Source organism: Natrarchaeobius oligotrophus, from assembly GCF_003841465.1.
Taxonomy (GTDB): domain Archaea; phylum Halobacteriota; class Halobacteria; order Halobacteriales; family Natrialbaceae; genus Natrarchaeobius; species Natrarchaeobius oligotrophus.
The window spans coordinates 44,919-71,564 of the sequence record NZ_REFZ01000007.1 but is presented as its reverse complement, the minus strand read 5'-3'; the positions used below and the strand labels follow the sequence as shown (position 1 = coordinate 71,564).

At 65.1% G+C, this 26,646-nt stretch carries 22 protein-coding genes; 17 read left to right on the top strand and 5 right to left on the bottom strand.

The features are described from left to right. The first annotated feature begins 5 nt into the window (after positions 1-5). From rpl12p to EA472_RS11790, 3 genes are all read left to right on the top strand, one after another. A complete protein-coding gene (gene rpl12p / locus EA472_RS11800) occupies positions 6-353 on the top strand; it encodes a 50S ribosomal protein P1 (RefSeq protein WP_124191720.1) in 348 nt (115 codons plus the stop codon). A 204-nt stretch (positions 354-557) separates the two neighbouring features. Continuing rightward, complete coding sequence (locus EA472_RS11795) at positions 558-1,799, top strand: tripartite tricarboxylate transporter permease (RefSeq protein WP_124191719.1); 1,242 nt, start codon at positions 558-560, stop codon at positions 1,797-1,799. A gap of 196 nt (positions 1,800-1,995) precedes the next feature. Next, complete coding sequence (locus EA472_RS11790) at positions 1,996-2,469, top strand: plastocyanin/azurin family copper-binding protein (protein WP_124191718.1); 474 nt, start codon at positions 1,996-1,998, stop codon at positions 2,467-2,469. Positions 2,470-2,573: 104 nt separating this feature from the next. Here the strand turns inward: EA472_RS11790 and EA472_RS11785 are convergent, their stop codons facing one another. Then, positions 2,574-3,137: a thioredoxin family protein gene (locus tag EA472_RS11785; protein WP_124191717.1), complete on the bottom strand. Its 564-nt coding sequence runs from the start codon at positions 3,135-3,137 to the stop codon at positions 2,574-2,576. Between the two features lie 175 nt (positions 3,138-3,312). On the opposite strand from EA472_RS11785, the gene EA472_RS11780 reads away from it, so the two are divergent. The 10 genes from EA472_RS11780 to EA472_RS11735 all read left to right on the top strand — a co-directional run bounded on the left by EA472_RS11780 (position 3,313) and on the right by EA472_RS11735 (position 16,321). Next, the gene (locus tag EA472_RS11780; protein WP_124191716.1) at positions 3,313-3,873 is read left to right on the top strand and encodes a hypothetical protein; all 561 of its coding nucleotides are present in this window, start codon (positions 3,313-3,315) and stop codon (positions 3,871-3,873) included. A 686-nt stretch (positions 3,874-4,559) separates the two neighbouring features. After that, complete coding sequence (locus EA472_RS11775) at positions 4,560-6,632, top strand: PrkA family serine protein kinase (protein WP_124191715.1); 2,073 nt, start codon at positions 4,560-4,562, stop codon at positions 6,630-6,632. A gap of 1 nt (position 6,633) precedes the next feature. Further along, positions 6,634-8,919, top strand: coding sequence for a PrkA family serine protein kinase (locus tag EA472_RS11770; RefSeq protein ID WP_124191714.1), 2,286 nt, complete (start codon positions 6,634-6,636; stop codon positions 8,917-8,919). 16 nt (positions 8,920-8,935) lie between these two features. Then, positions 8,936-10,258 (top strand): YeaH/YhbH family protein, encoded by a 1,323-nt coding sequence (locus EA472_RS11765; RefSeq protein WP_124191713.1) that lies wholly within the window; start codon positions 8,936-8,938, stop codon positions 10,256-10,258. A gap of 45 nt (positions 10,259-10,303) precedes the next feature. Beyond that, on the top strand, positions 10,304-12,331 hold the full coding sequence (locus EA472_RS11760) for a SpoVR family protein (RefSeq protein WP_124191712.1): 2,028 nt from the start codon (positions 10,304-10,306) through the stop codon (positions 12,329-12,331). Between the two features lie 239 nt (positions 12,332-12,570). Next, entirely contained in the window at positions 12,571-13,368 is a 798-nt protein-coding gene (locus EA472_RS11755) for a HEAT repeat domain-containing protein (protein WP_124191711.1), read from the top strand. A 124-nt stretch (positions 13,369-13,492) separates the two neighbouring features. Beyond that, positions 13,493-13,630: a DUF7560 family zinc ribbon protein gene (locus tag EA472_RS11750; protein ID WP_124191710.1), complete on the top strand. Its 138-nt coding sequence runs from the start codon at positions 13,493-13,495 to the stop codon at positions 13,628-13,630. Between the two features lie 138 nt (positions 13,631-13,768). After that, the gene (locus tag EA472_RS11745) at positions 13,769-14,389 is read left to right on the top strand and encodes a universal stress protein (protein WP_124191709.1); all 621 of its coding nucleotides are present in this window, start codon (positions 13,769-13,771) and stop codon (positions 14,387-14,389) included. A 117-nt stretch (positions 14,390-14,506) separates the two neighbouring features. Further along, positions 14,507-15,124: a hypothetical protein gene (locus EA472_RS11740; protein ID WP_124191866.1), complete on the top strand. Its 618-nt coding sequence runs from the start codon at positions 14,507-14,509 to the stop codon at positions 15,122-15,124. 6 nt (positions 15,125-15,130) lie between these two features. After that, positions 15,131-16,321 (top strand): hypothetical protein, encoded by a 1,191-nt coding sequence (locus tag EA472_RS11735; RefSeq protein WP_124191708.1) that lies wholly within the window; start codon positions 15,131-15,133, stop codon positions 16,319-16,321. Between the two features lie 42 nt (positions 16,322-16,363). Here the strand turns inward: EA472_RS11735 and EA472_RS11730 are convergent, their stop codons facing one another. Beyond that, a complete protein-coding gene (locus EA472_RS11730; RefSeq protein ID WP_124191707.1) occupies positions 16,364-17,758 on the bottom strand; it encodes a hypothetical protein in 1,395 nt (464 codons plus the stop codon). A gap of 88 nt (positions 17,759-17,846) precedes the next feature. On the opposite strand from EA472_RS11730, the gene EA472_RS11725 reads away from it, so the two are divergent. Then, positions 17,847-18,251, top strand: a complete 405-nt coding sequence (locus tag EA472_RS11725) for a MoaD/ThiS family protein (protein WP_124191706.1) — start codon at positions 17,847-17,849, stop codon at positions 18,249-18,251. A 290-nt stretch (positions 18,252-18,541) separates the two neighbouring features. Here EA472_RS11725 and rocF read toward each other — a convergent pair whose 3' ends face one another. Next, a complete protein-coding gene (gene rocF / locus EA472_RS11715; protein WP_124191705.1) occupies positions 18,542-19,462 on the bottom strand; it encodes an arginase in 921 nt (306 codons plus the stop codon). A 96-nt stretch (positions 19,463-19,558) separates the two neighbouring features. Here rocF and EA472_RS11710 point away from each other — a divergent pair, with 96 nt between their 5' ends. The 3 genes from EA472_RS11710 (at position 19,559) to EA472_RS11700 (ending at position 21,945) form a co-directional block, all read left to right on the top strand. Continuing rightward, on the top strand, positions 19,559-20,239 hold the full coding sequence (locus EA472_RS11710; protein ID WP_124191704.1) for a metal-dependent transcriptional regulator: 681 nt from the start codon (positions 19,559-19,561) through the stop codon (positions 20,237-20,239). A gap of 148 nt (positions 20,240-20,387) precedes the next feature. Further along, positions 20,388-21,320: a ZIP family metal transporter gene (locus EA472_RS11705; protein ID WP_124191703.1), complete on the top strand. Its 933-nt coding sequence runs from the start codon at positions 20,388-20,390 to the stop codon at positions 21,318-21,320. Positions 21,321-21,411: 91 nt separating this feature from the next. Continuing rightward, positions 21,412-21,945 carry an Rrf2 family transcriptional regulator gene (locus EA472_RS11700; RefSeq protein WP_124191702.1) on the top strand — a complete coding sequence of 178 codons (534 nt, stop codon included), beginning with the start codon at positions 21,412-21,414 and terminating at the stop codon, positions 21,943-21,945. A 148-nt stretch (positions 21,946-22,093) separates the two neighbouring features. Here the strand turns inward: EA472_RS11700 and gyrA are convergent, their stop codons facing one another. Both gyrA and gyrB read right to left on the bottom strand, forming a co-directional pair. Further along, positions 22,094-24,601, bottom strand: coding sequence for a DNA gyrase subunit A (gene gyrA / locus EA472_RS11695; protein ID WP_124191701.1), 2,508 nt, complete (start codon positions 24,599-24,601; stop codon positions 22,094-22,096). Between the two features lie 22 nt (positions 24,602-24,623). Next, complete coding sequence (gene gyrB, locus EA472_RS11690) at positions 24,624-26,558, bottom strand: DNA topoisomerase (ATP-hydrolyzing) subunit B (RefSeq protein ID WP_124191700.1); 1,935 nt, start codon at positions 26,556-26,558, stop codon at positions 24,624-24,626. Positions 26,559-26,646: the final 88 nt, after the last annotated feature.

The window sequence follows — 26,646 nt, the reverse complement described above, 5'->3', positions numbered from 1 at the left end:
CTACAATGGAATACGTTTACGCTGCACTCATCCTGAACGAAACGGGCGAAGAGATCAACGAAGACAACCTGACCGACGTACTCGACGCCGCCGGCGTCGACGTCGAAGAGTCCCGCGTCAAGGCGCTCGTCGCCGCGCTCGAGGACGTCGACATCGACGAAGCGGTCTCGGAGGCCGCGGCCGTCCCCGCCGCTGGAGCCGCCGCAGGCGGCGCTGCCGCAGCGGGCGACGACGGTGGCGACGACGAGGATGCCGAAGAGACGAGCGACGTCCCGGACACGACGGACGACGACGACGAAGACGACGAAGACGACGACGCCGGTGGCGAGGGCCTCGGCGAACTCTTCGGCTAAGTCGCGACGCGACGATCCGCACAGGTTCGATTTCTTTCGACGCCCCACAGGATAGTCACATCTGAAACACTCCAGCATCGGTACGCTGCTCGAGTCGGCGTCGTCCCCCAACCCACACGCAATTCGTTTTATCTCCGGTTGATGGCCACCGACGCGCACGAATCGTCCCGCAGTATATATACCAGGAGGCGGCCAGAGTGATCGATGGCCGCCGCGTCGCTCGAGTTCGTCGTCGATCCGTCGTTTTCGATCCGGTTGCTCGCGTGGATACTGGCCGGTTCGACGCTCGGCAGCCTCAGCGGACTCGTTCCCGGACTCCACGCGAACAACTTCGCCCTTCTGCTGGCCGGGTTCGCCGCGTCGATCCCCGGCGAGCCGTTGTTCGTCGGCTGTGCCATGCTCGCCGCCGGCGTCGTCCACACGTTTCTCAACGCCGTCCCCGCGATGGCGCTCGGCGTCCCCGACGCCGAGATGGCCGTCACGGCGCTGCCGGGTCACCGCATGGTTCTCGACGGACGAGGGTACGAAGCGATCCGACTCTCGGCGCTCGGAAGCATCCTCGCCGTGCTCGCGGCCGTCCCGCTCGCGCTCCCGATCACCTGGGCGGTGACCGCCGCGTATCCGACGATTCGAACGCACCTGTCGCTCGTGCTGGCGATGGTGGTCGTCGCGCTGGTCTCCTCCGAACGCACCTGGCGCGGCCGCTTCGGTGGATTACTCTCGTTCGCGCTCGCGACCATCCTCGGCGCGTTGACGCTCGATCTGTCGCCCGACGCGCCGCTCGAGGCCGGCGGCATGCTGGCTCCGCTTTTCGCCGGGTTGTTCGGCGCGCCGGTGTTGATCGACGCCGTCTTCGGAAGCGGGATACCGGACCAGGAACGGGCGTCGATCGCCGTCTCGAAGCGACTCGTCGCTGCGACCGCGCTCGCCGGCGCGCTCGCCGGCGCAGTCGTCGGCTACGTGCCGGGAATATCCGCCGCGATCGCCGCCGTCGCGGTGCTCGTCCTCGTTCCGGGCGACTCCGGCGACCGCGGCTACATCGTCGCCACCAGCGGCGTAGACACGGCCAATACCATCTTCGCGCTGTTCGCGCTGGTTGCGATCGGCCAGCCGCGGACTGGCGTGATGGTCGCCTTCGAGAGCGCCGACGCGCCGCTCGAGCTGCCGGTGTTACTCGTCGGCGTCCTCGTCGCCGGACTGATCGGATTCGTCCTCGTGATCGTCGTCGGCGAAACGTACCTCGAACTGGTCGGTCGAACGACGTACTGGAAGATTTCGGCCGCCGTTCTCGCGCTGTTGCTTCTCCTTTCGTACCTGTTCACCGGCGTGCCCGGCATCGTCGTCTTCGTCGTCGCCGCCGGCGTTGGTCTCGTTCCCGTCCGCTTGCGAGCGCGTCGGGTTCACCTGATGGGCGTGCTGATCGGTCCCTTGATGCTCGGTCTGTGACCGCGGCCGGCTCGAGCGAGAACGATTCGTTTCGGTCGCCGGACTTCCGCTCCGGACTGTTTCGATCTCCGTCGCTGGCGTTTCGAGAGCAGATCGAGGGCCCCATTTAAAATAGCCGAACATGTTCAATTCCGTCCTCACGGAGTGGGAATCGACGGTCGTTTCAATGGGACAGATCGCTAACTAGCGGCTAACGATGACAGTACACGACGGCAACCGACGAACGTTCCTGAAAGCAGCAGGTGCAGCGGCCGCGACCGCGCTCGTCGCAGGGTGTAGCGACGACGGCAACGGAAACGGCAACGGAAACGGAAACGGCGACGGCAACGGTGACGGCGTCACCATCGCGGCCGGCGAGGACATCCGCTTCGACGGTCAGACCGGCGGCTGGGAGGGCCTCGAGCCCTCGGAGATCGCGGGCGAGACGAATCCGACGCTGATCCTCGAAGACGGCGAGGAGTACACGATCGGCTGGACCGAAGGCGACGGCACGCCCCACAACATCGAGATCCGCGACGACGGCGGCGACGTCGTCGACGACCTCTCGACCGACCAGGTCGACGATCCCGGCGACGACCAGATCCTCGAGTTCACCGCCAGCGGCGAGATGGCGTCCTACGTCTGTGCCCCCCACGAGAACACGATGGTCGGCGACATTCAGGTCGAGTAACGGGCGTCGAACGACTGACCCGCTTCGTTTTCGTAACCGTCCACCGTTCCGGCGGACGGGTTCGTCCGTCCTTTCGTCTGGCGCAATCCGTCAGCACGGAGGGACTACCCGTCGATCCACTTGATCGAACAGCCCTGCGAGGGCTTCCACTCGAGGTCGACGTCTTCGCCCGCCAGCACGGCGTCGATCGCTTCGCGGACGTGATATCGGGTCGGTTCGTCCTCCGGATTCAGCGCGTCGTCGAGACGACCCTGGTAGACGAGCCTGAACGCGCCGTCGTCGGCCGCGAAGAGAAACGGATCCGGCGTACAGACCGCACCGTACTCGCGGGCGACCGTCTGGCTCTCGTCGCGAAGGTAGGCATCGAAGTCGATCGTCCCCTCCTCGACGAGCTCCCGCATCTTCTCGAGGGAGTCCTCCGGATACTCCTCGGCGTCGTTGGGATTGACGCCGACGACGGAGACGTCGTCGTACTCGGCGGCGAGTTCGTTCATGAGGTCGAACTTCGCTTTCGCGTACGGACAGTGATTACACGTGAAGACGAGCAAAAGCGCGTCGTTGTCTGCGAACTCCTCGAGCGTGTACGTCGCCCCGTCGACCCCCTCGAGTTCGAACTCGGGTGCTTCGTCGCCGGCGTCCAGGTTCGATTCGGACTCTTTCAGGACCATAGGGACGGTTCGTGCGTCCATCCTAAAAATCCACGTTCCTCGGAAATTCGTATACTGGGTGCGATCGCGTGCCAGCTCGGAGTCGGGCGGTCGAGGAACCCCCATCCGATCGTCCGAACGGCGTGGACCCTCGGCACGGCCCACATATTTGTACCTCGCGCGTCATCGGTGAATTATGCAAACGCTCGAGGTAACTGACGAACAGTACGTCTTCATCCAGCGTCTCCGCGAGAACATCTCCGAGTCGGTAGTGGGCAAGTACGGCTACGTCCGGGAACAGGATGCAGTCCAGTTTCTGATCGACAACCTCGACGATTCCGTCGAACTGGACGCGGACGTGGACTCCTCCGCGACGACGGACGTCGCAGCGTCGGTGGGCGCAGTCGTCGACGGTGAACCGGATCCGAACGAGCTCGAGTCGGTGTCCTACGAGGAGTCGGACGGCGAAACGACAGCGGCCGACGCGGAGCCGACCGACGGTTCCGCCGACGAGAGCGGAGCGGACGGCGGGGATGACGCGGACGACGGCGGGGATGACGCGGACGACGGCGGGGGTGACGCGGACGACGACGACATGTTGAACGAGATGATGAGCCTGCTCGACACCCACGACGACAAGTGGGAGGAGTCGTCGTCGGCCGACTACCGGTACACCGTGACGCTGCCGGACGGCTCGAGCGAGGACGTCCAGACGAAAGACGACGTCAGAGCGCTCCTGTTCAAGAACTACCGCTGACCTCGAGCGCTTCGAAGGCGTGCCTCGACCGGTTCGAACGCGCGGACGTCGGCAATCTCGAGTGCGTGAACCCACGGGAGATGGCATTCCCTCGAACGGACCCAAACTGGAATCGAGGACGAGGGCTCGGAACGGCCGTTTTCTCCCAGTAAACCACCTTTCAGCGCTGTTTTCCGAAGAGGATCCGTTGCCGATCGGTTCGACTCAGTCAGCTTCGATCCGATTCGAGGCGTGACCGCACGCCGGACGCGCGCGAGCGGACCACGGCAATGCAAGCCGACAATTTAGGTCGATTTACCCCTGATGAGGGGTGTGGTACCGAGTACCTATCAAAGGTGATGGTGAATATTGCCTGCAATTAACTCCTGGTAAATACCTTTTGGGGCCAACTTTAAGTATTTGGATTACTCACTCATTAAATACTATCGGTATCCGGCTGCCGGACCGATCCAGTCTGCGCTCGTCCCCAGCGCACGATGTGCGAGTCACGAACGACGGTCTCGCACGGCGACATGTGGTGATCGCTCGCATATGACATGGAAGACCGACGCCGCCCGATCGGATTCGCGCTCTCCGAGACGAGTCGCTTCGGAACCGGACCGCCGAGCGACGGTCGCGTCCGACCGACGGTTTGCAGCGAACGGCGACGACTCGACGGCGGGGGACCCACAACCTGCAATGATACCATGAACGGTGACATCGAGACGCTCGAGACGCTCAGCACGGAGTACAAGGAATCGATTCCCGCGGACCTGCGGGAGACCAAGTCCTTCGACTGGTACCTGACGGAGTGCTACGAGGACCCGAGGATCGCACGCAACGCCCACCAGCGAGTCGCGGACATGTTCGACTTCTACGGGACGGCCTACGACGAAACGGAAGGAGTCGTCGAGTACCAGCTCGCGAGCGAGGATCCGCTCAACGACGGCGAGAACACGTTCTACGGTACCGTTATCCATCAGTCGATCCACGAGTTCGTGAACAAGGTGAAATCGGGTGCACGACGGCTCGGGCCCGAACGGCGGATCAAACTCCTGCTTGGTCCCGTCGGCTCGGGGAAGTCACACTTCGACAAGCAGGTACGCCAGTACTTCGAGGACTACACGCTGCGCGACGAGGGTCGGATGTACACGTTCCGCTGGACCAATCTCTGTGACGTCATCAAAGATCAGGATCCGGCCGACGACACCGTCCGCTCCCCGATGAATCAGGATCCGCTCGTTCTCCTCCCGCTCGAGCAGCGCCAGCGGGTGATCGACGACCTGAACGAAGAACTCGACGCGCCGTACACGATCCAGAACGAGCAGGCCCTCGACCCCGAAAGCGAGTTCTACATGGACAAGCTGCTGGCGTACTACGACGACGACCTCCAGCAGGCGCTCGAAAACCACGTCGAGATCGTTCGACTCGTCGCCGACGAGAACAAACGCCAGTGCCTGGAAACGTTCGAGCCCAAGGACAAGAAAAACCAGGACGAAACCGAACTCACGGGCGACGTCAACTACTCGAAGATCGCCATCTACGGCGAGAGCGATCCCCGGGCGTTCGACTACTCGGGGGCGTTCTGTAACGCAAATCGCGGCATCTTCTCCGGCGAGGAGCTGCTCAAACTCCAGCGGGAGTTCCTCTACGACTTCCTGCACGCCACACAGGAGCAGACGATCAAGCCGAAGAACAACCCGCGGATCGACATCGATCAGGTGATCGTCGGGCGGACGAACATGCCCGAGTACAAGGACAAGAAGGGCGACGAGAAGATGGAGGCGTTCAACGACCGCACCAAGCGGATCGACTTCCCGTACGTCCTCTCGTACGAAGACGAAGCCCAGATCTACGAGAAGATGCTGAACAACGCCGACGTGCCGGACATCGACGTCGAGCCGCACACGCTCGAGATGGCCGGCCTGTTCGGCGTCCTGACCCGGGTCGAAGAGCCCGACAGCGAGACGGTCGATCTGCTCTCGAAGGCCAAAGCGTACAACGGCGAGATCGACGAGGGCGACGACATCGACGTCAAGAAGCTCCGCGAGGAGGCCGAACGGAAAGCCGAGATCGGCGAGGGAATGGTCGGCATCTCGCCGCGGTTCATCGGCGACGAGATCGCCGAGGCGATCATGGACTCGAAACATCGATCGCGCGGCTTCCTCTCGCCGCTTACGGTGTTCAACTTCTTCGAAGAGAACCTGGAGCACCACGGCTCCATTCCGGAGGACAACTTCGAGAAGTACTACCGCTACCTCGAGACCGTCCGCGAGGAGTACAAAGAGCGCGCGATCGAGGACGTCCGTCACGCGCTGGCGTACGATCTCGACGAGATCCGCCGACAGGGCGAGAAGTACATGGACCACGTCATGGCCTACATCGACGACGACACCATCGAGGACGAGTTGACCGGCCGCGAACAGGAGCCCGACGAGACGTTCCTGCGGTCGGTCGAGGAGAAACTCGACATTCCGGAAGACCGCAAGGAGGACTTCCGACAGGAGGTCTCGAACTGGGTCTCCCGGCGCGCCCGCGAGGGTGAGGCGTTCAACCCCCAGGACAACGAGCGCCTGCGCCGCGCACTCGAGCGCAAACTCTGGGAGGACAAAAAGCACAACATCAACTTCTCCGCGCTGGTGTCGGCCAACGAGTTCGACGACGACGAGCGCTCGGCCTGGATCGATGCGCTGATCGAACAGGGCTACTCCGAAGAGGGTGCCAAGGAAGTCCTCGAGTTCGCCGGCGCGGAGGTCGCCAAAGCAGAGATGGAAGACTGATATGACCGGCAACGACTACGTCACCGAGGCCGACCGCGCGCTCGAGGAAACGTACGAGGAACCGATGAGCCTCGCGGCGTACGTCGACCGGATCTTCGAGAAACCGACCGTCGCCTCCCACGCCTCGAAGTACCTGCTCGAGGCGATCGAGTCGGCCGGAACGCGCACGGTCGTCGAGGAAGGCGAGGAGAAAGAGCGCTATCGCTTTTTCGACGACCCGCACAACGGCGGCGAGCACGCGATTCTCGGCAACACGGAGGTGCTCAACGGCTTCGTCGACGATCTCCGGTCGATCGCGGCGGGTCGGGCCAAAGACGAGAAGATCATCTGGTTCGAGGGGCCGACCGCGACGGGCAAATCCGAACTCAAACGGTGTCTCGTCAACGGGCTCCGCGAGTACTCGAAGACGCCCGAGGGACGGCGGTACACGGTCGAGTGGAACGTCACGACGGCCGACGCCGACGACCGCGGGCTGAGCTACGGCGGCGATCCGACCGCCTCCGACGACCAGCACTGGTACGAGAGCCCCGTCCAGGCTCACCCGCTGTCGGTCTTTCCCGAGAACGTCCGCGAGCAGCTTCTGGGCGACCTCAACGACGACCTCGAGGACCACGTCCCGGTCCGGGTCGACGCGCGGCTCGATCCGTTCTCGCGGGAAGCGTACGACTTCCTCGAGGAGCGCTACCGCCGCGAGGGGAAAGCGGAGCTGTTCTCCGCGATCACGGACGACGCCCACCTCCGCGTGAAAAACTACGTCGTCGACGTGGGCCAGGGCGTCGGCGTCCTCCACTCCGAGGACGACGGCCCGCCGAAAGAGCGTCTGGTCGGCTCCTGGATGCACGGCATGCTCCAGGAACTCGACTCGCGCGGCCGAAAGAACCCGCAGGCGTTCAGCTACGACGGCGTCCTCTCGCAAGGCAACGGCGTTCTGACGATCGTCGAGGACGCCGCCCAGCACGCGGACCTCCTGCAAAAGCTGCTGAACGTTCCCGACGAACAGTCGGTCAAGCTCGACAAGGGGATCGGAATGGACGTCGACACGCAGCTGTTGATCATCTCGAACCCCGACCTCGAGGCCCAGCTCAACCAGCACGCCGATCGCAACGGGATGGACCCGCTGAAGGCGCTCAAGCGCCGGCTGGACAAGCACCGTTTTGGCTACCTGACGAACCTGAGCCTCGAGTGCGAGCTGATCCGTCGGGAGCTGACGAACGAGACCGCCGTCTGGGAGGCCGACAGCTACGACGAACTCGCACAGCGGATCAGAGGACCCGTCACGGCGACGGTCAAAGATCAGGTCGGCGAGACGCGAACGCAGGAGTTCGCTCCGCACGCGATCGAGGCGGCGGCGCTGTACGCCGTCGCCACCCGCCTCGACGAGGAGAACCTGCCGAACGGCCTCGACCTAGTCGACAAGGCGTTAATCTACGATCAGGGATACCTGCAGGAAGGCGACACGAGGCGAGAGAAAGACGAGTTCGACTTCGACGACGACGGACACGACGGCGAACACGGCATCCCCGTCACCTACACGCGGGATACGCTCGCGGAGTTGCTCCAGACCGACCGCGACCGTCACCACACCGAACTGCCGGTCGAAGACGTCGTCATGCCCCGCGACGTGCTGAACGCGATGGCCGAGGGGATGGCCGACGCGCCGGTGTTCTCGACGGGCGAGCGCTCGGAGTTCGAAAACCGGGTCGTGCCGGTGAAAAACTACGTCTTCGACCAGCAGGAGTCGGACGTCATCGAGGCGATCATGCACGAAAAACGCGTCGACGAGGAGACCGTCGCGGAGTACGTCGAACACGTCTACGCCTGGGAGACCGACGAGCCGCTGTACAACGACCGCGGCGAGCGCGTCGAACCGGATCCGCTGAAGATGAAGCTGTTCGAGATCGAACACCTCGGCCGGTTCTCCGAAGAGGAGTACCAGGGCAACCTCCCCAGAGAGAGCGTCCGGAACTTCCGTCGCGAGAAGGTGATCACGTCGTTGAACCGCCACGCCTGGGAACACCGCGACGAGGACTTCTCCGTCGAGGACGTCGACCTCACGGCGATCCCGGTGATAAAAAGCGTCCTCGAGAGCCACGACTGGGACGACGTCAGCCGGACCTTCGAGGACTTCGACCCGCGCCAGTGGGACGATCCGCCGAGCGGGACCGAGACGGAGACCGTCAAGGAGAACACGATCGGGACGATGGTCGACCGCTTCGACTACTCGGAGGCGTCGGCCGAACTGACCAGCAGACACGTCATGGGACAGGTGAGCTACCGATGGGACTGACTAGCGAGGTGCGAACATGGGACTGAGAGACGACCTCGAGCGATTTCGCGAAGTCGGCGAGGAGCGCCGAGAGGATCTGGCCGACTTCATCCAGTACGGCGATCTGGGCTCGAGCCGACCGGGCGAGATCAAGATCCCGGTCAAGATCGTCTCGTTGCCGGAGTTCGAGTACGACCAGCGGGACAAAGGCGGCGTCGGACAGGGCGACGGCGACACCCCCGACGTCGGCCAGCCGGTGGGACAGCCCCAGCCCCAGCCGGGAGACGGCGACGAGGACGGCGAACCCGGCGAGGAGGGCGGCGAACACGAGTACTACGAGATGGACCCCGAGGAGTTCGCCCAGGAGCTGGACGAGGAACTCGGGCTGGACCTCGATCCGAAGGGCAAGAAGGTCATCGAGGAGAAGGAGGGACCGTTCACGGACCTCACGCGGACGGGTCCCGACAGCACGCTCGACTTCGAGCGGATGTTCAAGGAGGGGCTCAAGCGAAAGCTCGCGATGGACTTCGACGAGGAGTTTCTGCGCGAGGTGTGCAAGGTCGAAGGAATCTCCGCGCGCGAGGTGTTCGAGTGGGCTCGCGGCGAGAACCTGCCCGTTTCGATGGCCTGGATCGAAGAGACCCACGACGAGGTCGCGGACCAACGCGGCGCGTGGTCGTCGATCGAGGAGGTCGAGGCGAACGTCGAACGCCAGAGCGTCCAGCAGAAGATCCGCCGCGAGGGGATCAAACACGTTCCCTTCCGTCGCGAGGACGAACGCTACCGCTACCCCGAGATCATCGAGGAGAAAGAGAAGAACGTCGTCGTCGTCAACATCCGCGACGTCTCGGGCTCGATGCGCGAGAAGAAACGCGAACTCGTCGAGCGGACGTTCACGCCGCTCGACTGGTATCTCACCGGCAAGTACGACAACGCCCAGTTCATCTACATCGCCCACGACGCCGACGCCTGGGAGGTAGAGCGCGAGGAGTTCTTCGGCATCCGCTCGGGCGGCGGGACGAAGATCTCGAGCGCGTACGAACTCGCCGCCGAGTTGCTCGAGGAGTATCCCTGGAGCGACTGGAACCGCTACGTCTTCGCCGCGGGCGACTCCGAGAACTCCTCGAACGACACCGAAGAGCGCGTGATCCCGATGATGGAGGAGATCGACGCCAACCTCCACGCCTACGTCGAGACGCAACCGTCGGGGAACGCGATCAACGCGACCCACGCCGAGGAGCTCGAGCGCCACTTCGGCACGGACGACGACGAGGTCGCGGTCGCCTACGTCAACGGCGAGGACGACGTCACCGACGCAATCTACGAGATCCTCAGCACGGAGGGTGACGACGATGAGTGACCGCGCCAGCGGTTCCCGCGCGACCCGCGAACCCCGGTGGTTCCCATGAGCAAGACGAACTCCAACGCCGACCGATACCGCAAGCAAGCGATCGCCAGCGAACTGGAAGAGCCGGTCTCCGAAGCTCGCAATCTGGCCGAAAAGCTCGGCCTCGAGCCGTACCCGGTCAAATACTGGATCATCGACTACGACGAGATGAACGAACTCATCGCCTACGGCGGATTCCAGTCGCGCTATCCCCACTGGCGGTGGGGAATGCAGTACGACCGCCAGCAGAAACAGGGCCAGTACGGCGGCGGGAAAGCGTTCGAGATCGTCAACAACGACAACCCGGCCCACGCCTTCCTCCAGGAGTCGAACACGCTCGCCGACCAGAAGGCGGTGATCACCCACGTCGAGGCCCACTCCGATTTCTTCGCGAACAACGAGTGGTTCGGCCTCTTCACGAGCGGACGCACGGACGACGACCAGGTCAACGCCGCCGCCATGCTCGAGCGCCACGCCCGGGCGATCGACGAGTACATGTCCGACCCGGAGATCGACCGCGCCGAGGTCGAAAAGTGGATCGACCACTGCCTCTCGCTCGAGGACAACATCGACCAGCACCGGGTGTTCCAGCGCCGCCTCGAGGTCGAGGGCCCGGACGGCGAGATCGACGAGGATCTCGCCGACAAACTGGACGAGCTCGAACTTTCCGACGAGATCAAAGGGGAGGTGTTCGACGACGAGTGGCTCGAAAAACTCGAGGCCGAAGACGCGGCGGTGACGTTCCCGGAGGAGCCACAGAAGGACCTCCTCGCGTTCGTCCGCGAACACGGCAAGCGGTACGACGGGGAGTCCGAGCGCGCCGTCGAGATGACGGAGTGGCAACGGGACGTCCTCGATATGATGCGAGCGGAGGCGTACTACTTCGCCGCCCAGAAGATGACGAAGGTGATGAACGAAGGCTGGGCCGCCTACTGGGAGTCGAAGATGATGACCGACGAGGGGTTCGCCGAATCCGACGAGGTCATCGACTACGCCGATCACATGGCACGGGTGCTCGGATCGCCCGGCCTCAACCCCTACAGCCTCGGCTTCGAGCTGTGGGAGTACGCCGAGAACACCACGAACCGCCGCGAGGTCCTCGAGCGATTGCTCCGCGTGGAGGGGATCTCCTGGCGCAACCTCACCGACGTCGTCGACTTCGACGAGGTGCTCGAGACGCTCGAGCCGCCGGAGGCCATCGCCGCGGTCACCGCCGAAACGCTCGACGAACTCGAGGAGGTTCCGAACGAATGGGTCGATAGAGAGGCGCTCGAAGCGGCCCGCAACGGCGAGATCGACGTCGATCGATACCCCTGGAAGGTGCTCACCTACGAGGGGCTGGCCCGGCGACACTACTCGCTCGTCAAGCGCCAGAACCGCGGCTTCCTCGCGCGGGTGAGCCAGAGCGAACTCGAGCGAATCGGTCGGTATCTCTTCGACGACGCCCGGTACTCCTCGGTCGAGGAGGCGCTCTCGGACGTCGACGTCACCGCGGGATGGGATCGGATGTTCGACGTCAGAGAGAGCCACAACGACGTGACGTTCCTGGACGAGTTTCTCACCCAGGAGTTCATCACGGAGAACAACTACTTCACCTACGAACACTCGAAGGCGACCGGCCAGTTCCACGTCGCGAGCGACGCCGCCGAGGACGTCAAAAAGAAGCTGCTGTTGCAGTTCACCAACTTCGGCAAGCCGACGATCGCGGTGTACGACGGCAACTACAACAACGCGAACGAACTGCTGCTTGGCCACCAGTACAACGGCGTCGTCCTCGATCTGGGCCAGGCTCGAGAAACGTTGAAGCGAATCTTCGAACTCTGGGGGCGACCGGTCAACCTGCTGACGATCGTCAAGGAAGTCGACGAACACGACGTCGAGGTCGCAAAGCGGCGCAACCGCGAACCCGAAGCGAAAGAACGAGGGAAGCTGATCCGCTACGACGGTGAGGAGGTCAGTATCACGGACGTTCCGTGGGAGGAGGTCGACCACCTCGCCGCCGACGACGTCGATTACGACACGAAACCCGACGAGTGGCTGGCCTGAGACGGTTTACTGTAAGTCATTTCCGGCGCAACCGCGATCCATGCGGCGGTTGCGCCGGTAAATCGTTACAGCAATCCGTATGAGACGGTCTGCTGTGACGATTTGCCGGTGCAATCCCGGACTGTCGCGATTGCGCCGGTCCTGGCGCACAACGGACCGTCTGACTGTCGTTTCTTCCTGAACGTTCCGAATTAAACTGCCGGAAGGCTTTTGGGTTCTATCAATCATGCAGGGGTACGATGGATGGGGATGGGGAGAGCCACGAGTCCGACGAGCACCGCGACGGTTCAGACGAATTCGACCTGCCGTCCGTGCTCGCTCGGCTCGACGATCCGAGCGAAGGCGCGCGCCGCGACGCCGTCCAACGCGTTCGCCGCCACGTCGACGAACGGCCCGAACGAGTCGTCCCGACCGTTCCGAAACTCCGTCAGCTTCTCGGCGAGTCCGCGACGGACTGTCACGAGGAGATCGCTTACTGTCTCGCGGAACTCGCCGACGAGTCGGTCGACGACGTCGCCCCGTCGATCGACGGGATCGTCGCGTTCCTCGCGGACGATCCGACCCACGCCGCGACGTCAGAACTGCTTCGCTGTCTCGCGACCGTCGCGGCGGACCGGCCGGCCGCGCTGGTCGACCACGCCGAGACGATCGCGGCCGCACTCGAGGAGCGCGACGGATACGACGTTCGGGGGATCGAAACGCTGGCTCGCCTCTCGAGTGCCGAACTCGACGCGCTCGAGCCGGCGGCCGTCGCCGCTACCGGATCGACGCTCGTCGCGGGACTCGAAGCCGACGAGCCGGCCGCGCGGGCGGCCGCCGCGGACGCGGTCGGACGGGTCGTCGACGGGATCGACGCCGAACCGTCGGTCGTCGCGTGCGACGGTGCCGAAGTTCGCCGCGACGGCGGCGAACTGACGGATTCGAGCGCGTGTGGTGGACTCGGACGCGTCGACGAACTGCTGTCGGCGCTCGCAACTGACGATCCCGATCCGACGGTTCGCGAGCGCGCCGCGTGGGCCGCCGATCGACTCCCCTAACCGGCAGGTCGGGCGGCGAGAGCGCCATCCTGTCCGGCGAATCGGGCGAGCGAGCGTCGGACCATATAAACCACCCCGGTATCGAGGTGCGTTACGTATCCGCTCGGATCGCCTCGTACCGAGTATGACCACCCACGAGTACACCTGCCCGGACTGTACGGGAACGATCGACCTTCCCGTCGAATCGCTCGAGGCGACGGTGGAACACGGCTGTCCGCTCTGTGGGGCGTCGGTCGATCGCGTCGGCGTCGCGACGGGATAACGGCTGTGCACCGACTCGTTCGCCGAAGACGACGATATCCGGTTGCGGCCGTCCGCTCCCGCGATCGCGGGCCGACGGACGCGGCCGAGAGTTCACCGCGACAGTATTTACCTGCGGCTTCCGAACGTCGTGGTGTCGATGTATCAGAACGTGCTCATTCCGACGGACGGGAGCGACGGCACCCGACGGTCGATCGTCCACGGACTGACGATCGCGGAACGATTCGGCGCCCGCGTCCACGCGCTATCGGTCGTTCCGGAGGGACCGCTGGGAACGCTCGAGAGCGAGGAGGCGACGCCCGCCGCCCACCGGGCGGTCGAACACGTCGAGAGCGAGGCGAGGCGGGCGGGCCTCGAGGTCGCCACCGCGGTCGACCACGGGGTGCCACACGAGGAGATCCTCGCGTACGCCGAGGCGGAGTCGATCGACGTGATCGTCATGGGGACCCAGGGACGAACCGGTCTCGATCGGGTGCTGGTCGGTAGCGTCACCGAGCGCGTCGTCCGGATGGCCGACGTGCCGGTCGTGACCGTCCGGCTGATCGACGACGTCCGGATCGAGGAGTCGGCGGAAGCCGAGCGACTCGCGCGGGAGGCGCTCTCGGACGCACGAACGGAGTACGATCCGGACGCGCCGATCGCAGACGGTCCCCACCGGATCAGCGCTACCTGGATCGTCCTGTTCGAGACTGAGGCTGGAATCGTCCGCGTCACCGTCGACGCCGCCTCGGGCGAGACGCGGCTCGAGAACGGCGAGTGATACCGTCTGTCGGACCGACGTACTGACGTGAGCGGTCCGGACGAGAAACCGTCGCAGACGACACCGCACACGTTCGGGACGGCCTACTGGGCGTCTCGGTCCGAACTGTCGCTCGAGATGAATCCGTTCTCCCGCAGTCGATCCGCGAACGACGATAGCACCGGCTTCGATCCCTGGGACGAGTTCGTTTCCGACACCCTGCCGGAGCCGGGGCCGTTCCTCGCGGACCACCGCGTGCTGGTCGACGACGCCCACGTCGGGTTCCACCGGCTGACGCGAGGACTGTTCGAACGGCGGGGCGTCTACGACGCGACGTTCGGGTACAACCTCGCGACGCTGAACCTGGATCGCCGCCACCCGGGCGCGGGGTTTCGGTACGCGATCGACGCCGACGATCCGGACGTCCTCCGGGCGGAGTTTACGCCAACGACCGAGTTCTGTCCGCAGGCCGACGCCCTCGTTACGGGCTCGTTTCGCGCCTGGAACGGCCTCTCCGACCGCCACGAGTACGAGGTCGTCCTCGTCAGAATTCATCCCTCACACCACCAGGCGACGCTTCTCAACGACTCGCTGGCCGGCCTCGAGCGCGGGCTGCGCGAGACCGGACGGGTTCCCGGGGAGGATGAAGGGGGCTCGAACGCCGGCACGTCCGCGTCGAGCAACGCGGCTGTCGAGTCGACCCCATCCTCGTCCGTCGACGTCTCGAGCGAACCGGAGGACGCCGCGCCGTTCTGAGTGGCGATGGCACCGAGTACGGCGGCGACGGTCAGTCGCTGGTCGCGGGCGTTCGTCGCGACCGGCGTCGCGTTCTTTCTCGCCTGGCACCTCGCCGTCCTCGCCGGCTATCCGCGTCCGGCGACCGTCGCGCTCGGGCTGTACGGCTTCGTCTTTCACGTCGTGTTCGGAAAGGCCTACGGGCTCGTTCCTTCGTACTTCGCCCGCGAGCTCGCCGTCCCGCGCGCGCCGACCATCCATCTGCCGCTCGCGGCCGTGGGCGCGGTCGGGTTCTTCGCGAACGCCGCCGAACTCGCGCCGCCGATCGTCGGTACCGTCGCGGCCGCGTCCTGGCTCGCCGGCTGTCTCGTCTTCGTCGGGAGCGTCGGCTGGACCGTCCGGAGTAACTGGACGGGACGCGAGACCGGAACCGGCTCGGTCGACGCCCACCGGACGCGCGTCGATCGGATCGCAAACGCCGCGATTCCGTTCGTCTTCGCGTACCTGCTCGTCGGCTCGAGTCTGGCCGCGGTCGATCGGATCGGCGCGGGATCGGCGGCGCTCCCGGCGCAGGCGACGACCCACCTGCTCGCGGCCGGCGCGGCGGCCCTGCTCGTCTTCGCGATCGGATTTCGGCTCCTCCCCCGGCTGCTCGCCGTCGCGCCACATGGGAGTCTCGTGGCCGTCGTTTTGCCGACCGGTGCCGTCGGACCGGCGCTGCTCGCGCTCGGCTTTCGGAGCGAGAGCGCGTTCCGGATCGGCGCGGCGCTGCAGATGATCGCACTCGTCGGCTTCGCGGTCGCGTACGCCGACGTCTACCGCCGCAGCGAGCGCCGTCGCGTCGGGGGCTGGACGATCCTCGCCGCCTCGGGCTTCGCCGTTTTGCTCGCCGCGCTCGGCGGCACCGTCGTGGTCGCCGCCGGGAGCGCCGGAGTCGTCGAGACCCACTACCGGATCGCGATCGGCGGCTTCCTCGGTCTGACGATCGTCGGCGTCACCTATCACTTCTATCCGCCGGCGGTGGCCTCGAGCGCGCGCGTCGACGATCGGACCGCGGCGGCGGCCGCGCTGGCGCTGATCGTCGGCCTGGCGCTCGAGGGGGTCGGACTGGTGGCTCTCGGTTCGGCCGTCGCGACCGCGGGACGGTCGCTCTCGGTACTGGGTGCGGTGCTCTACGCCGTGGTACTCGGATCGGTGTTTCGCGCCCGTCCCGTCTGAGGCCGGTCGAGCGTCGGCTGGTTCGGGTCACCCGCGCGCCCGTCATCGGTTGGGATCGCCGGTCGTCTCCGCGGCCCGGACGTCGGCGCTCGAACCCGCCTCGTTGCCCTCTCCGTCGGTGGGGCTCGAGCCCGCGAGGACGCCGGCGACGCCCCCGGGCGCGTGACGGTGGATCGAACGGAGCACGTTCAGGACGAACAGACAGAATCCGATCCCCAGGATGGCGGCGAAACCCGCCGTCACGACGCCGGGGGCGGCGACGAACGGTTCCGCAGCCAGGCCGGCGAATCCGACGACCGTGAGTCCGAAGTCGGCTCGCTCGAGTCGGCCGTCGTAGAGGTCGTCGACCGTCGGAACCGGCTCGAAACCGATACGGTCGCTGTAGCGCTCGAGCCAGACGATGAAGGGGACGACGTGATAGAGCGAACCGACGACGACGAACGCGAAGACGCCCACGACCAGCAGGATCGCCGCGTCCGGGTGACCGAACAGTCCACCGTGGCCGAGCGGATCGAGCCACCAGGCCGGGACGGCGAGCGCGATCCAGGCGGAAAGCGACGCGACGACGACCCAGTACCGATCCGTCATCGGGGATCGATCGGCCGTCGCGCGCCCGAGCAGACGAGCGACGACGACGGTGAACGCGGCCAGCCCGAGGAGGAACGCGAGCCCGCCCGCGCGAGCCACCGACTCGAGTCCGAGGCCGCGACCCGCCGCGAACGCGACGAGACCGAGCGGAACGGCTACCGTCTCGAGACGAAAGAGCGCGTCGTCGAGGGCGTCCGGCTCCGACTGGGCGAACATCGCCGTCAGCTGACGGAGCGCGCCCACGATCGTGACGAGGACGGCTCCGTACAGCGCGAGCGTCGCGTGGACGACCAACGCGTCTCCGCGGGCCAGCGGCGTCGCGTCGAAAATCGGCCTCGAGAAGTCGACGGCCAGCAGGTAGCCGAGCGGCGCGAGGACGGCGAAACAGGCCAGCGCGAGCGCGAAATGGCGTTCGGTGAAGTCCAACGGACGCGCCCGGAGCAGGGTCCGGCCGACGGTGTAGACGAACGTCCACAGCCCGAGCAGAATCGGTGCCGCGACGTACGGGAGCCAGGTCACCTCACCCGCGAGCAAAGCGACGACGAACCCGATCGCACCGACGGTCACGAGCCACAGCTGGACGACCGCGAGGCGGCGAGAGTGGATCGCCACGCCCGACCAGACGGGGACGAACTGCGTCATCGCGCCCATGATCGTGATCCCGATCCAGCCGAGCAATGCGACGTGGACGTGCGCGACGGCCGAGAGTCCGGAACCCCCGGGTAGCGCGAGCGCGAATCCGCCGACGACCGTCGCGAACAGGAACCCGAGCGCCACGACGAAGTGGCGCAGCGGGATCGCCATCGGCGGCTGCTGGTCCGTCCTGAGTTCCCCGGGTAACCGGTTCATACGATCCCGTTCGCGTTCGACCGCCGTCCCGTTGTATCCGAACGTGTTCGGAGTCGGGCTTTCGCTCGGCGGCGACGGAGCATCGAGTATGTCGACAGAATCCACGGAGTGCGAGCCGGATCGAGAACGACCCCGGACGACGGTGACGGTCCGGTGTACCGGCCACGTCCGCGAGGCCGTCGGCGCGCACGAACTCGAGTTCACGTTCGAGGGACGTCGACTGCGCGAGTTCCTCGAGGCGTTCTTCGAGGAGTACGACGTCGCGGACCTGCTCGTCGCGGAGACGGAGGCCGACGCGACGGCCCGGGGCTGGGCCGACCCGCCGGAGTCGCTTCCGGGCACGTGGCGAAAGAACCCGCCGGGCGAACAGACGCGCACCTACGCCCGCGTCTGCGTCAACGGTCGGTTCAACGAACACGCCGACGGCTTCGAGACGGTGCTCGAGGACGGCGACCGCGTCGCCCTGATCTATCCGTTCATGTTCTGTTGCTGAGCGGCGGGTTCGCGGTCGGTCGCCCGGCGGGTCGCAGACCGCATCGAGTCGCGTCGATCGCGATCCGAGCGAACGTTTCGGGTGAACGTATTCGGCTCAACCGCCACGTCGTTCGGGCGCGAGCGGAACGCACGTCAACTCGGTCACCCACGGCGACCACGGCTGTCCCGAACGGTGCCGCTGGGACGAACTCGAGGAGGCGTTCGAGGAGCGTCGACTCGAGTACGTCGACCGCCGTGGCTGCGGCGATCACGTCACCCGCTCGCACGTCGGCGAGTGGAGGGTGTCGTTCACAGAATTCGCTTGCCGAACGCGCTGGCGGTGAGTTCGGCCGCGAGCGTCGCCGTCTCGTTTCGCTCGTCGAGGATCGGGTTCACCTCGACGACGTCCATCGAGCGGAGCGCGCCCTCCTCCTCGTGGCGGCGCGAGACGGTCTCGAGCGCGGAGTGAGCCTCCCGGTAGGTGACGCCGCCGCGGACCGGCGTGCCGACGCCGGGGGCCGTCGTCGGATCGAGCCAGTCGAGGTCGAGGCTGACGTGGACGCCGTCGGTGTCGTTCGTGGCGACCGAGAGGGCGTCCTCGACGACCGCCGTCATCCCCCGTTCGTCGATATCGGCCATCGTAAAGGCCGTCATCTCGCTGTCGCGTACGAGATCGCGCTCCCGTTCGTCGATACTCCGAAGGCCGACGTACGCGATCGCGTCCTCGCGGACGTTCGGCGCGTGAGCCCACCCCATCTCGCCGAAGACGTCCCGGCCGAGGATCGCGCCCAGCGGCATCCCGTGAACGTTCCCGCTGGGGGACGTCTCCGGCGTGTTCAGGTCGGCGTGAGCGTCGAACCAGATCGCGCCGAGTTGCGCTTGCCGCGACGAGCCGTTCATCGACCCGATCGCGACCGAGTGGTCGCCGCCCAGCACGAGCGGAAACGCGTCGTTCGCGAGCGCGTCCGCGACCTGATCGGCGAGGCGCGAACAGACGTCCTCGATCTCGCGGAGGAACTTCGCGGTTCCGCGCGTCGGCGGATCGGCGTCCGGATCGCGCTCTTCGGCTCGAGGGACGAGCAGATCGCCGGCGTCGACCGGTTCGACGCCCGCGTCCTCGAGTTCGCTCGCGAGGCCGCCGTAGCGGATCGCCGACGGGCCCATGTCGACGCCGCGGCGATCGGCTCCGTAGTCCATCGGCACGCCGATGATTCGAACGGTCGAATCCATACGCGACCTACGCCCGCCAGGTGCTTTGTCGTGACGACTCACTCGTTCGTCGGTCGGCGACAGATTTAGGGTTAGACCGCTCTAAATTCGCGTACGATGATGTTGAGCGACGTGATGGAAGACTACCTCAAAGTGATCTACCAGCTCCAGCAGGAAACCGACGACCGGATCAAAACGTCCGAGATCGCCGACGAGCTGGACGTCACGTCGCCGACGGTCACCAGTATGCTCGAGAAACTCGAAGAGCGGGGGCTCATCGACCGCGAGAAGTACCGCGGGGTGACGCTGACCGACGAGGGCGAGACCGTCGCACTCGAGATCGTCCGTCACCACCGGCTGCTCGAGGCGTATCTCACCGAACACCTCGATTACGACTGGTCCGAAGTCCACGCGGAAGCGGATCGCCTCGAACACCACATCAGCGAGGACTTCGAGGCCAGAGTCGCGGACGCGCTCGATCAACCCGAAGTCGATCCACACGGTTCACCGATCCCGAGTGCGGACCTCGAGCCGCCGGAACGCCCGGACGGCAAGTCGGTCGTGGAGTTCACGGAAGGCGACGTCGTCGTCGTCGAGGAGGTCGCCGATCACGATCCGGACATCCTCTCGTATCTCTCCGACCACGGCGTCGAACCCGGCGTCGAACTCGACATTCTCGAGGTCGCGCCGTTCGGCATGATCACCGCGAGAGCGAGCGGACGCGACGACCCCGTCTCGCTTCCCGAAGACGTCGCGCGTCACGTCCGCGTCACACAGCCGGCGGAGCTCGAGCAGTAGGGGACGAAACCGGCGACTGCGACGATCAGCCCCCTCCAGAATTAGATTCGATCGAACTGTTCCATCATCCAAAGAGATATATGTTTAGAGGCGTCTAATAATACGTAATGAGTCGACGATTCGAGAGCCTCGGGGGTGTGCCGGACCGATGAGCGGCCGGTCTCTCTACGATCTTCCCAGGAGCGTTCTCGCGCTCGGACCGGTGGTGATACTCCTCTCGATCTTCGGGCTGTTGTATCTGACGTCGCCGTTCGGTGATCTCGCGTCGGTCGACGAGGCGAGCACGCTCGAGATTCTCTGGATGCTGACCGTGATCGGCGCGCTCGCAGGCGTCGTTCCCGTCGCGATCGGGATGCTCTGGTTCCCGTTCATCCGGGATCTCGACCCCCGATACCTCCACGCCTTTCTCGCGCTGGCGGCCGGCGTGCTGGTGTTCATCGCCATCGAGATGACCGAAGACATCGCCGACTACGCCGGTGCGGCCGAAAACACGTCGGCCGCCGTCGTGCTCGCCGTCGTCGGCGTCGCGGGAACGTTCGCCGTCATGTACGTCGCGAGCGAGTGGCGCGGGCGGAAGATGGCCTCGACGGAAAAGAGCGGCCTCGAAATCGCCTACCTCGTCGCGCTCGCGCTCGGTCTACACAGCATCGGCGAAGGCCTCGGCATCGGCGTCGCCTACGTCCAGGGCGATGCGACGCTGGTGATGTTGCTCGTCCTCGCGTTCGTGTTGCACAACGTGATGGAAGGGCCCACCGTCGTCGCCGCCGTCGCCAGAGACAGGGAGACGCCGCCGCTGTATCACTTCGCCGCGATGGGGCTCATCGCCGGCGGACCGGTTATCCTGGGCGGGTGGATCGGCAGCTTCGCCCAGTCGGACCTGCTCGCCGTGTTCTTCTTTGCGATCGCCGTCGGTGCGATCCTGCAGGTGCTCATCGAGGTCGCGGAACTGATCCGCTTCGACGCCGAGGCGGTGCTGACGCGAATCAACGCCGCGGCGTTCGCCAACGGATTCGTCCTCATGTTCCTGCTCGAGGACGTCCTCGGCGATCTCCTGCTCGAAGGCTGGCTCGTTCCCGTTTAGGCGCGATCGCGATCGATTCGATGGGGCTAATTCCGAAAACCAACCCTGGCGACCCGTCGGGTTTAAGGAAGCCAATTACGAACCATTCGCTATGTCATCCATCGAACTGACTCCGAGCCAGAAGAAAATCCTTCGCGCCCTGACGAACCTCCACAAGGAGTCCGAGGACGCGATCAAAGGCGAAGACATCGCAGAACAGGTCGACCGCAATCCGGGAACGATTCGTAACCAGATGCAGAGTCTCAAAGCCCTCCAGCTGGTAGAGGGCGTACCCGGCCCGAAAGGTGGCTACAAGCCGACCGCCGCGGCCTACGAAGCCCTCGAAATCCAGCAGATGGACGATCCCGCCTCGGTTCCGCTCGAGCACGAAGGCGAACCCGTCGAGGACGTCATCGTCGAAGAGATCGATCTCTCGAGCGTCCACCACCCGGAGCTCTGTCGGGCCGAGATCCACATGCAGGGGACGATCGGCGACATCTCCGAGGACGACTCGGTCACCGTCGGTCCGACGCCGCTGTCGAAACTCGTCGTCGAGGGACGCGTCGACGGAAAAGACGACACCAACAACATTCTCATCCTCCGCATCGACGACATGATCGCGCCCGCCGAGGAACCCGAACACTGACGCGACCGACGCGCCTCGAAAACGGTCGCTCTCTCTTTTCGCTCTCGATCTCCGAACTCGTTTCCGCCGGAAGAGTATCCGAATCGCGGTTCGACCGACCGCAACCGTTCGGTCCGGTACCGATCGCAACGGGACGACGCACGCTCTTTTACGGGCTCTCGTCCGTCGACTCGTCCGCCGGATCGCCTTCGGAATCGGCCGCGATCGATTCCGCCGAAATCACGTCGACGCTCGCGACGGCGTCGCCGTCCTCGACGTCCATCACGATGACGCCCATCGTGTTGCGCCCGACCGTCGAGATCTCGTCGACGCGCGTGCGAACGATCTGTCCGCGTTCGCTCATCACCACGAGCTGGTCGTCGGCCGCCACCGCCTTCGCCGCCGTGACCGAGCCGTTTCGGTCGCCCGTCTTGATGTCGATCAGTCCTTTCCCGTAGCGCGACTGGGTGCGATACTCCGAGAGGAGCGTTCGCTTTCCGTACCCGTTGCGCGTGACCGTCAACAGCGCCCGCTCGTCGTCCTCGTCGGTCGCAACGAGACCGGCGACCGCGTCGTCGCCCTCGAGGTCGATGCCGTTGACGCCGCGGGCGTTGCGGCCCATCGCCCGGACCTCGTCCTCGTCGAATCGGATCGTCATCCCGTGTTCGGTCGCGATGACCAGATCCTGCGAGCCGTCGGTCACCTCGACGTCGACGAGTTCGTCGCCTTCCTCCAGGTCGGCCGCGATGATCCCGGTCGAGCGGATGTTGTCGAACTCCCCGCCAGCGGTGCGCTTGACGTAGCCGTGTCGAGTTGCCATCGTCACGTACTCGCCGTCGCCGAAGGCGTCCGTGTCGACGATCGCGGTGATGTCCTCGTCGGCCTCGAGGTCGAGAATGTTGACCGCGGACTTACCGCGTGCGGTCCGTCCCATCTCCGGGATCTCGTAGGTCTTGAGCCGGTAGACTTTCCCCCGGTTGGTAAAGCACAGCAGGTAGTCGTGGGTGTTCGCACGGAAGACCGTCGAGATGCGGTCACCGTCTTTGACGTCCGCGCCGATGATACCCTTGCCGCCCCGTCCCTGCGGATCGAACTGCTCGATCGGCATCCGCTTGACGTAGTCGTCTTCGGTCATGACGACGAACACCTCCTCCTCCGGGATGAGGTCCTCGTGGGTGACCGTTCCCTGATCCTCGACGATCGAGGTTCGTCGGTCGTCGGCGTACTCGGCTTTGATCTCCCGCAGTTCGTCTTTGATCACCGAGAGCAGTTCCCGTTCGCTTTCGAGGATCTCCGTCAGGCGTTCGATCTCCGCGGTGACGTCCTCGTACTCGTCTTCGATCTCGGCCGCCTCCATCGAGGTGAGGCTGCCGAGTTGCATGCGAACGATGTGTTCCGCCTGGGCTTCCGAGAAGCCGAACTCGTCGGATAATCCCGCTTTCGCCTCGGTCCGATCCTCGCTGTTTCTGATCAGGTCGACGACCTCCTCGGCGTTTTCGACCGCCTTGAGCCGTCCCTCGAGGATGTGCGCGCGCTCTTTCGCTTCGGAGAGGTCGTACTCGCTGCGCCGACGGACGACCTCACGGCGGTGAGCGATGTACTCCTCCAGGGTCTCTTTGAGCGAGAGCACCTGTGGCTGGCCGTCGACCAGTGCGAGGTTGATGACGCCGAAGGTCTTCTCGAGGTGGTTCTCGAGCAGTTTGTTCTTGACGACCTCGACGTTCGCGCCGCGGTTGCACTCGACGACGATCCGAACGCCGTCGCGGTCGGACTCGTCCCGGAGGTCCGAGATACCCTCGATCTCGCCCTCGTTGACGTCCTCTGCGATTCGCTCGACCATCCGGGCTTTGTTCGCCTGGTATGGCAGTTCCGTGATGACGATTCGTTCGCGGCCGTTTTTCCACTCCTCGACCTCGAACTCGGCGCGCACGCGGATGCGTCCGCGGCCGGTCTTGTACGCCGAGTAGATGGCGTCGCGGCCGACGATGTTCGCACCCGTCGGAAAGTCCGGTCCCTTGACGTGGTCCATCAGGTCCTCGACCGTCGCGTCCGGATCGTCGATCAACTCGATCGTCGCGTCGACCACTTCGCCCAGGTTGTGCGGCGGGATGTTCGTCGACATGCCGACCGCGATTCCCGAGGAGCCGTTCACGAGGAGGTTCGGAAACGCCGACGGCAGGACGACCGGCTCCTGCAGTCGGTCGTCGTAGTTCGACTGAAAGTCGACGGTGTCCTTCTCGATGTCCTCGAGCAGCTCCTCCGAGACGGGGGCCATCCTGGCCTCGGTGTACCGGGGTGCCGCGGCCGGGTCGCCGTCCATCGAGCCGAAGTTACCCTGGCCGTCGACCAGCGGATACCGCATCGAGAAGTCCTGGGCCATCCGCACGAGCGTGTCGTAGATCGCGCTGTCGCCGTGCGGGTGGTAGTCACCCATCGTCTCCCCGACGATCGAGGAGGACTTGCGGTGACTCGAGCCGCTCGTGACGCCCATCTCGTGCATCGCGTACAGGATGCGCCGGTGGACGGGTTTCAGCCCGTCCCGGACGTCCGGGAGGGCGCGACCCGCGATGACGGACATCGCGTAGTCGATGTAGCTCTGTTCCATCTCGTCCTCGATACGGACGTTCTCGACCGCTCGAGCCTCTACGTCTGTCGGATCGGGTACGTCTGAACTCATTGTTGTTACCTCACCTCGCCTCTCAGATGTCGATCCATTCCGCCTCCGGAGCGTGGTCTTTGATGAACTGCTTGCGCGGTTCGACGGCGTCGCCCATCAGCACGGAGAACATCTTGTCCGCCGCGGCGGCGTCCTCGACCGTGATCTGTTTGAGGATGCGATTTTCCGGATTCATCGTCGTCTCCCACAGCTGCTCGGGATTCATCTCGCCGAGGCCCTTGAACCGCTGGACCTGAGAGGGGTTGCCGTCGCACTTCTCCTCGACGATCTCGTCGCGTTCGACGTCGGTCATCGCGTCGTAGGTCTCGCCGCGATAGCGGATGCGATACAGCGGCGGCTGGGTCGCGTAGACGTAGCCGCCCTCGAGCAACGGCCGCATGTGCCGGTAGAAGAACGTCAGCATGAGCGTCCGGATGTGGGCACCGTCGACGTCGGCGTCCGTCGCCATGATGATCTTCTTGTAGCGGACGTTCTCGACGTCGAACTCGTCGCCGATCCCCGCCCCGATAGCGGTGATCATGTTCCGGATCTCGTCGTTCTCGAGGATCCGGTCGAGGCGGTGTTTCTCGACGTTGAGGATCTTCCCCTTGATCGGGAGGACCGCCTGGAACTCCGGATCGCGAGCCTGCTTGGCGCTGCCGCCCGCGGAGTCACCCTCCGCGATGAACAGCTCCGCCTCCTCGGGATCTTTGGTCTGACAGTCCGCGAGCTTGCCCGGCAGCGACGTCGACTCGAGCGCCGACTTGCGCCGCGTCAGCTCCTCTGCCTTCTGGGCCGCCATCCTGGCTTTCGCAGCCTCGACGGCTTTCATCACGATCGCCTGGGCGGTGTCGGGGTGCTCCTCGAAGTAGGTGCCGAGCCCCTCGTGCATCGCGCTCTCGACGATGCCGCGAACTTCCGAGTTACCGAGTTTGGTCTTGGTCTGGCCCTCGAACTGCGGGTCGGGGTGTTTGACCGAGATGACCGCCGTCAGCCCCTCGCGGATGTCCTCGCCTTTGAGGTTGTTCTCGAGGTCCGAGAGGAGGTCGTTTTCGTTGGCGTAGTCGTTGACCGTCCGGGTCAGCGCGGTCTTGAAGCCCGTGAGGTGCGAGCCGCCCTCGCGCGTGTTGATGTTGTTCGCGAAGGCGTGGATCGAGCCCTGGAGATCTTCCGTGGCCTGCATCGCCACCTCGACGTGGATGTTCTGGGCCTCGTCTTCGAAGTAGATGACGTCGTCGTGCATCACCGAGCGCGTCTCGTTCAGGTACTCGACGAACTCGCGGATGCCGCCCTGGTACTCGTAGGTCTCCTCGACGGGAGTCGAGGCGTCGTCGGCGTCCGCGCGCTCGTCGCAAAGCGTGATCCGGACGCCCGAGTTGAGGAAGGCGAGCTCTCGGAGTCGGTTCGACAGCGTCGAGAAAGCGAACTCGTCGGTCTCGAAGATGTCGTCGTCGGGCCAGAACCGGATCTCGGTTCCGGTCTCCTCGTCGGCGTCCATCTCCCGGACCAGCTCCATGTCGCCGACGGGTTCGCCCGCCTCGAAGGAGTGACGGTAGACGCCGCCGTCGCGTTTGACCTCGACCGCGAGTCGCGCCGAGAGGGCGTTGACGACGCTCACGCCGACGCCGTGGAGCCCGCCCGAGACCTGGTAGGATTTGTTGTCGAACTTACCGCCCGCGTGGAGGACGGTGAGAATCACCTCGAGTGCGGGACGGTCGTACTCTTCGTGAGTGTCGACGGGGATGCCTCGCCCGTCGTCCGCGACGCTCACCGAACCGTCGTCGTGGATCGTGACGGTGATGTCGTCGCAGTAGCCCGCCAGTGCCTCGTCGATCGAGTTGTCCACCACTTCGTAGACGAGATGGTGGAGCCCTCGAGAGTCGGTAGAACCGATGTACATCGCCGGTCGCTTTCGCACGGCCTCCAGGCCTTCCAGAACCTGGATCTGTCCGGCGCCGTACTCGCTATCCTGGGACATGAGAAACCTGCTTTCGGGTAGTGGACGGTCACATATAAAGCTTCACGTACGCGCGCGGGCGAGTGCAAAACCGATGACGGTTCGGCCT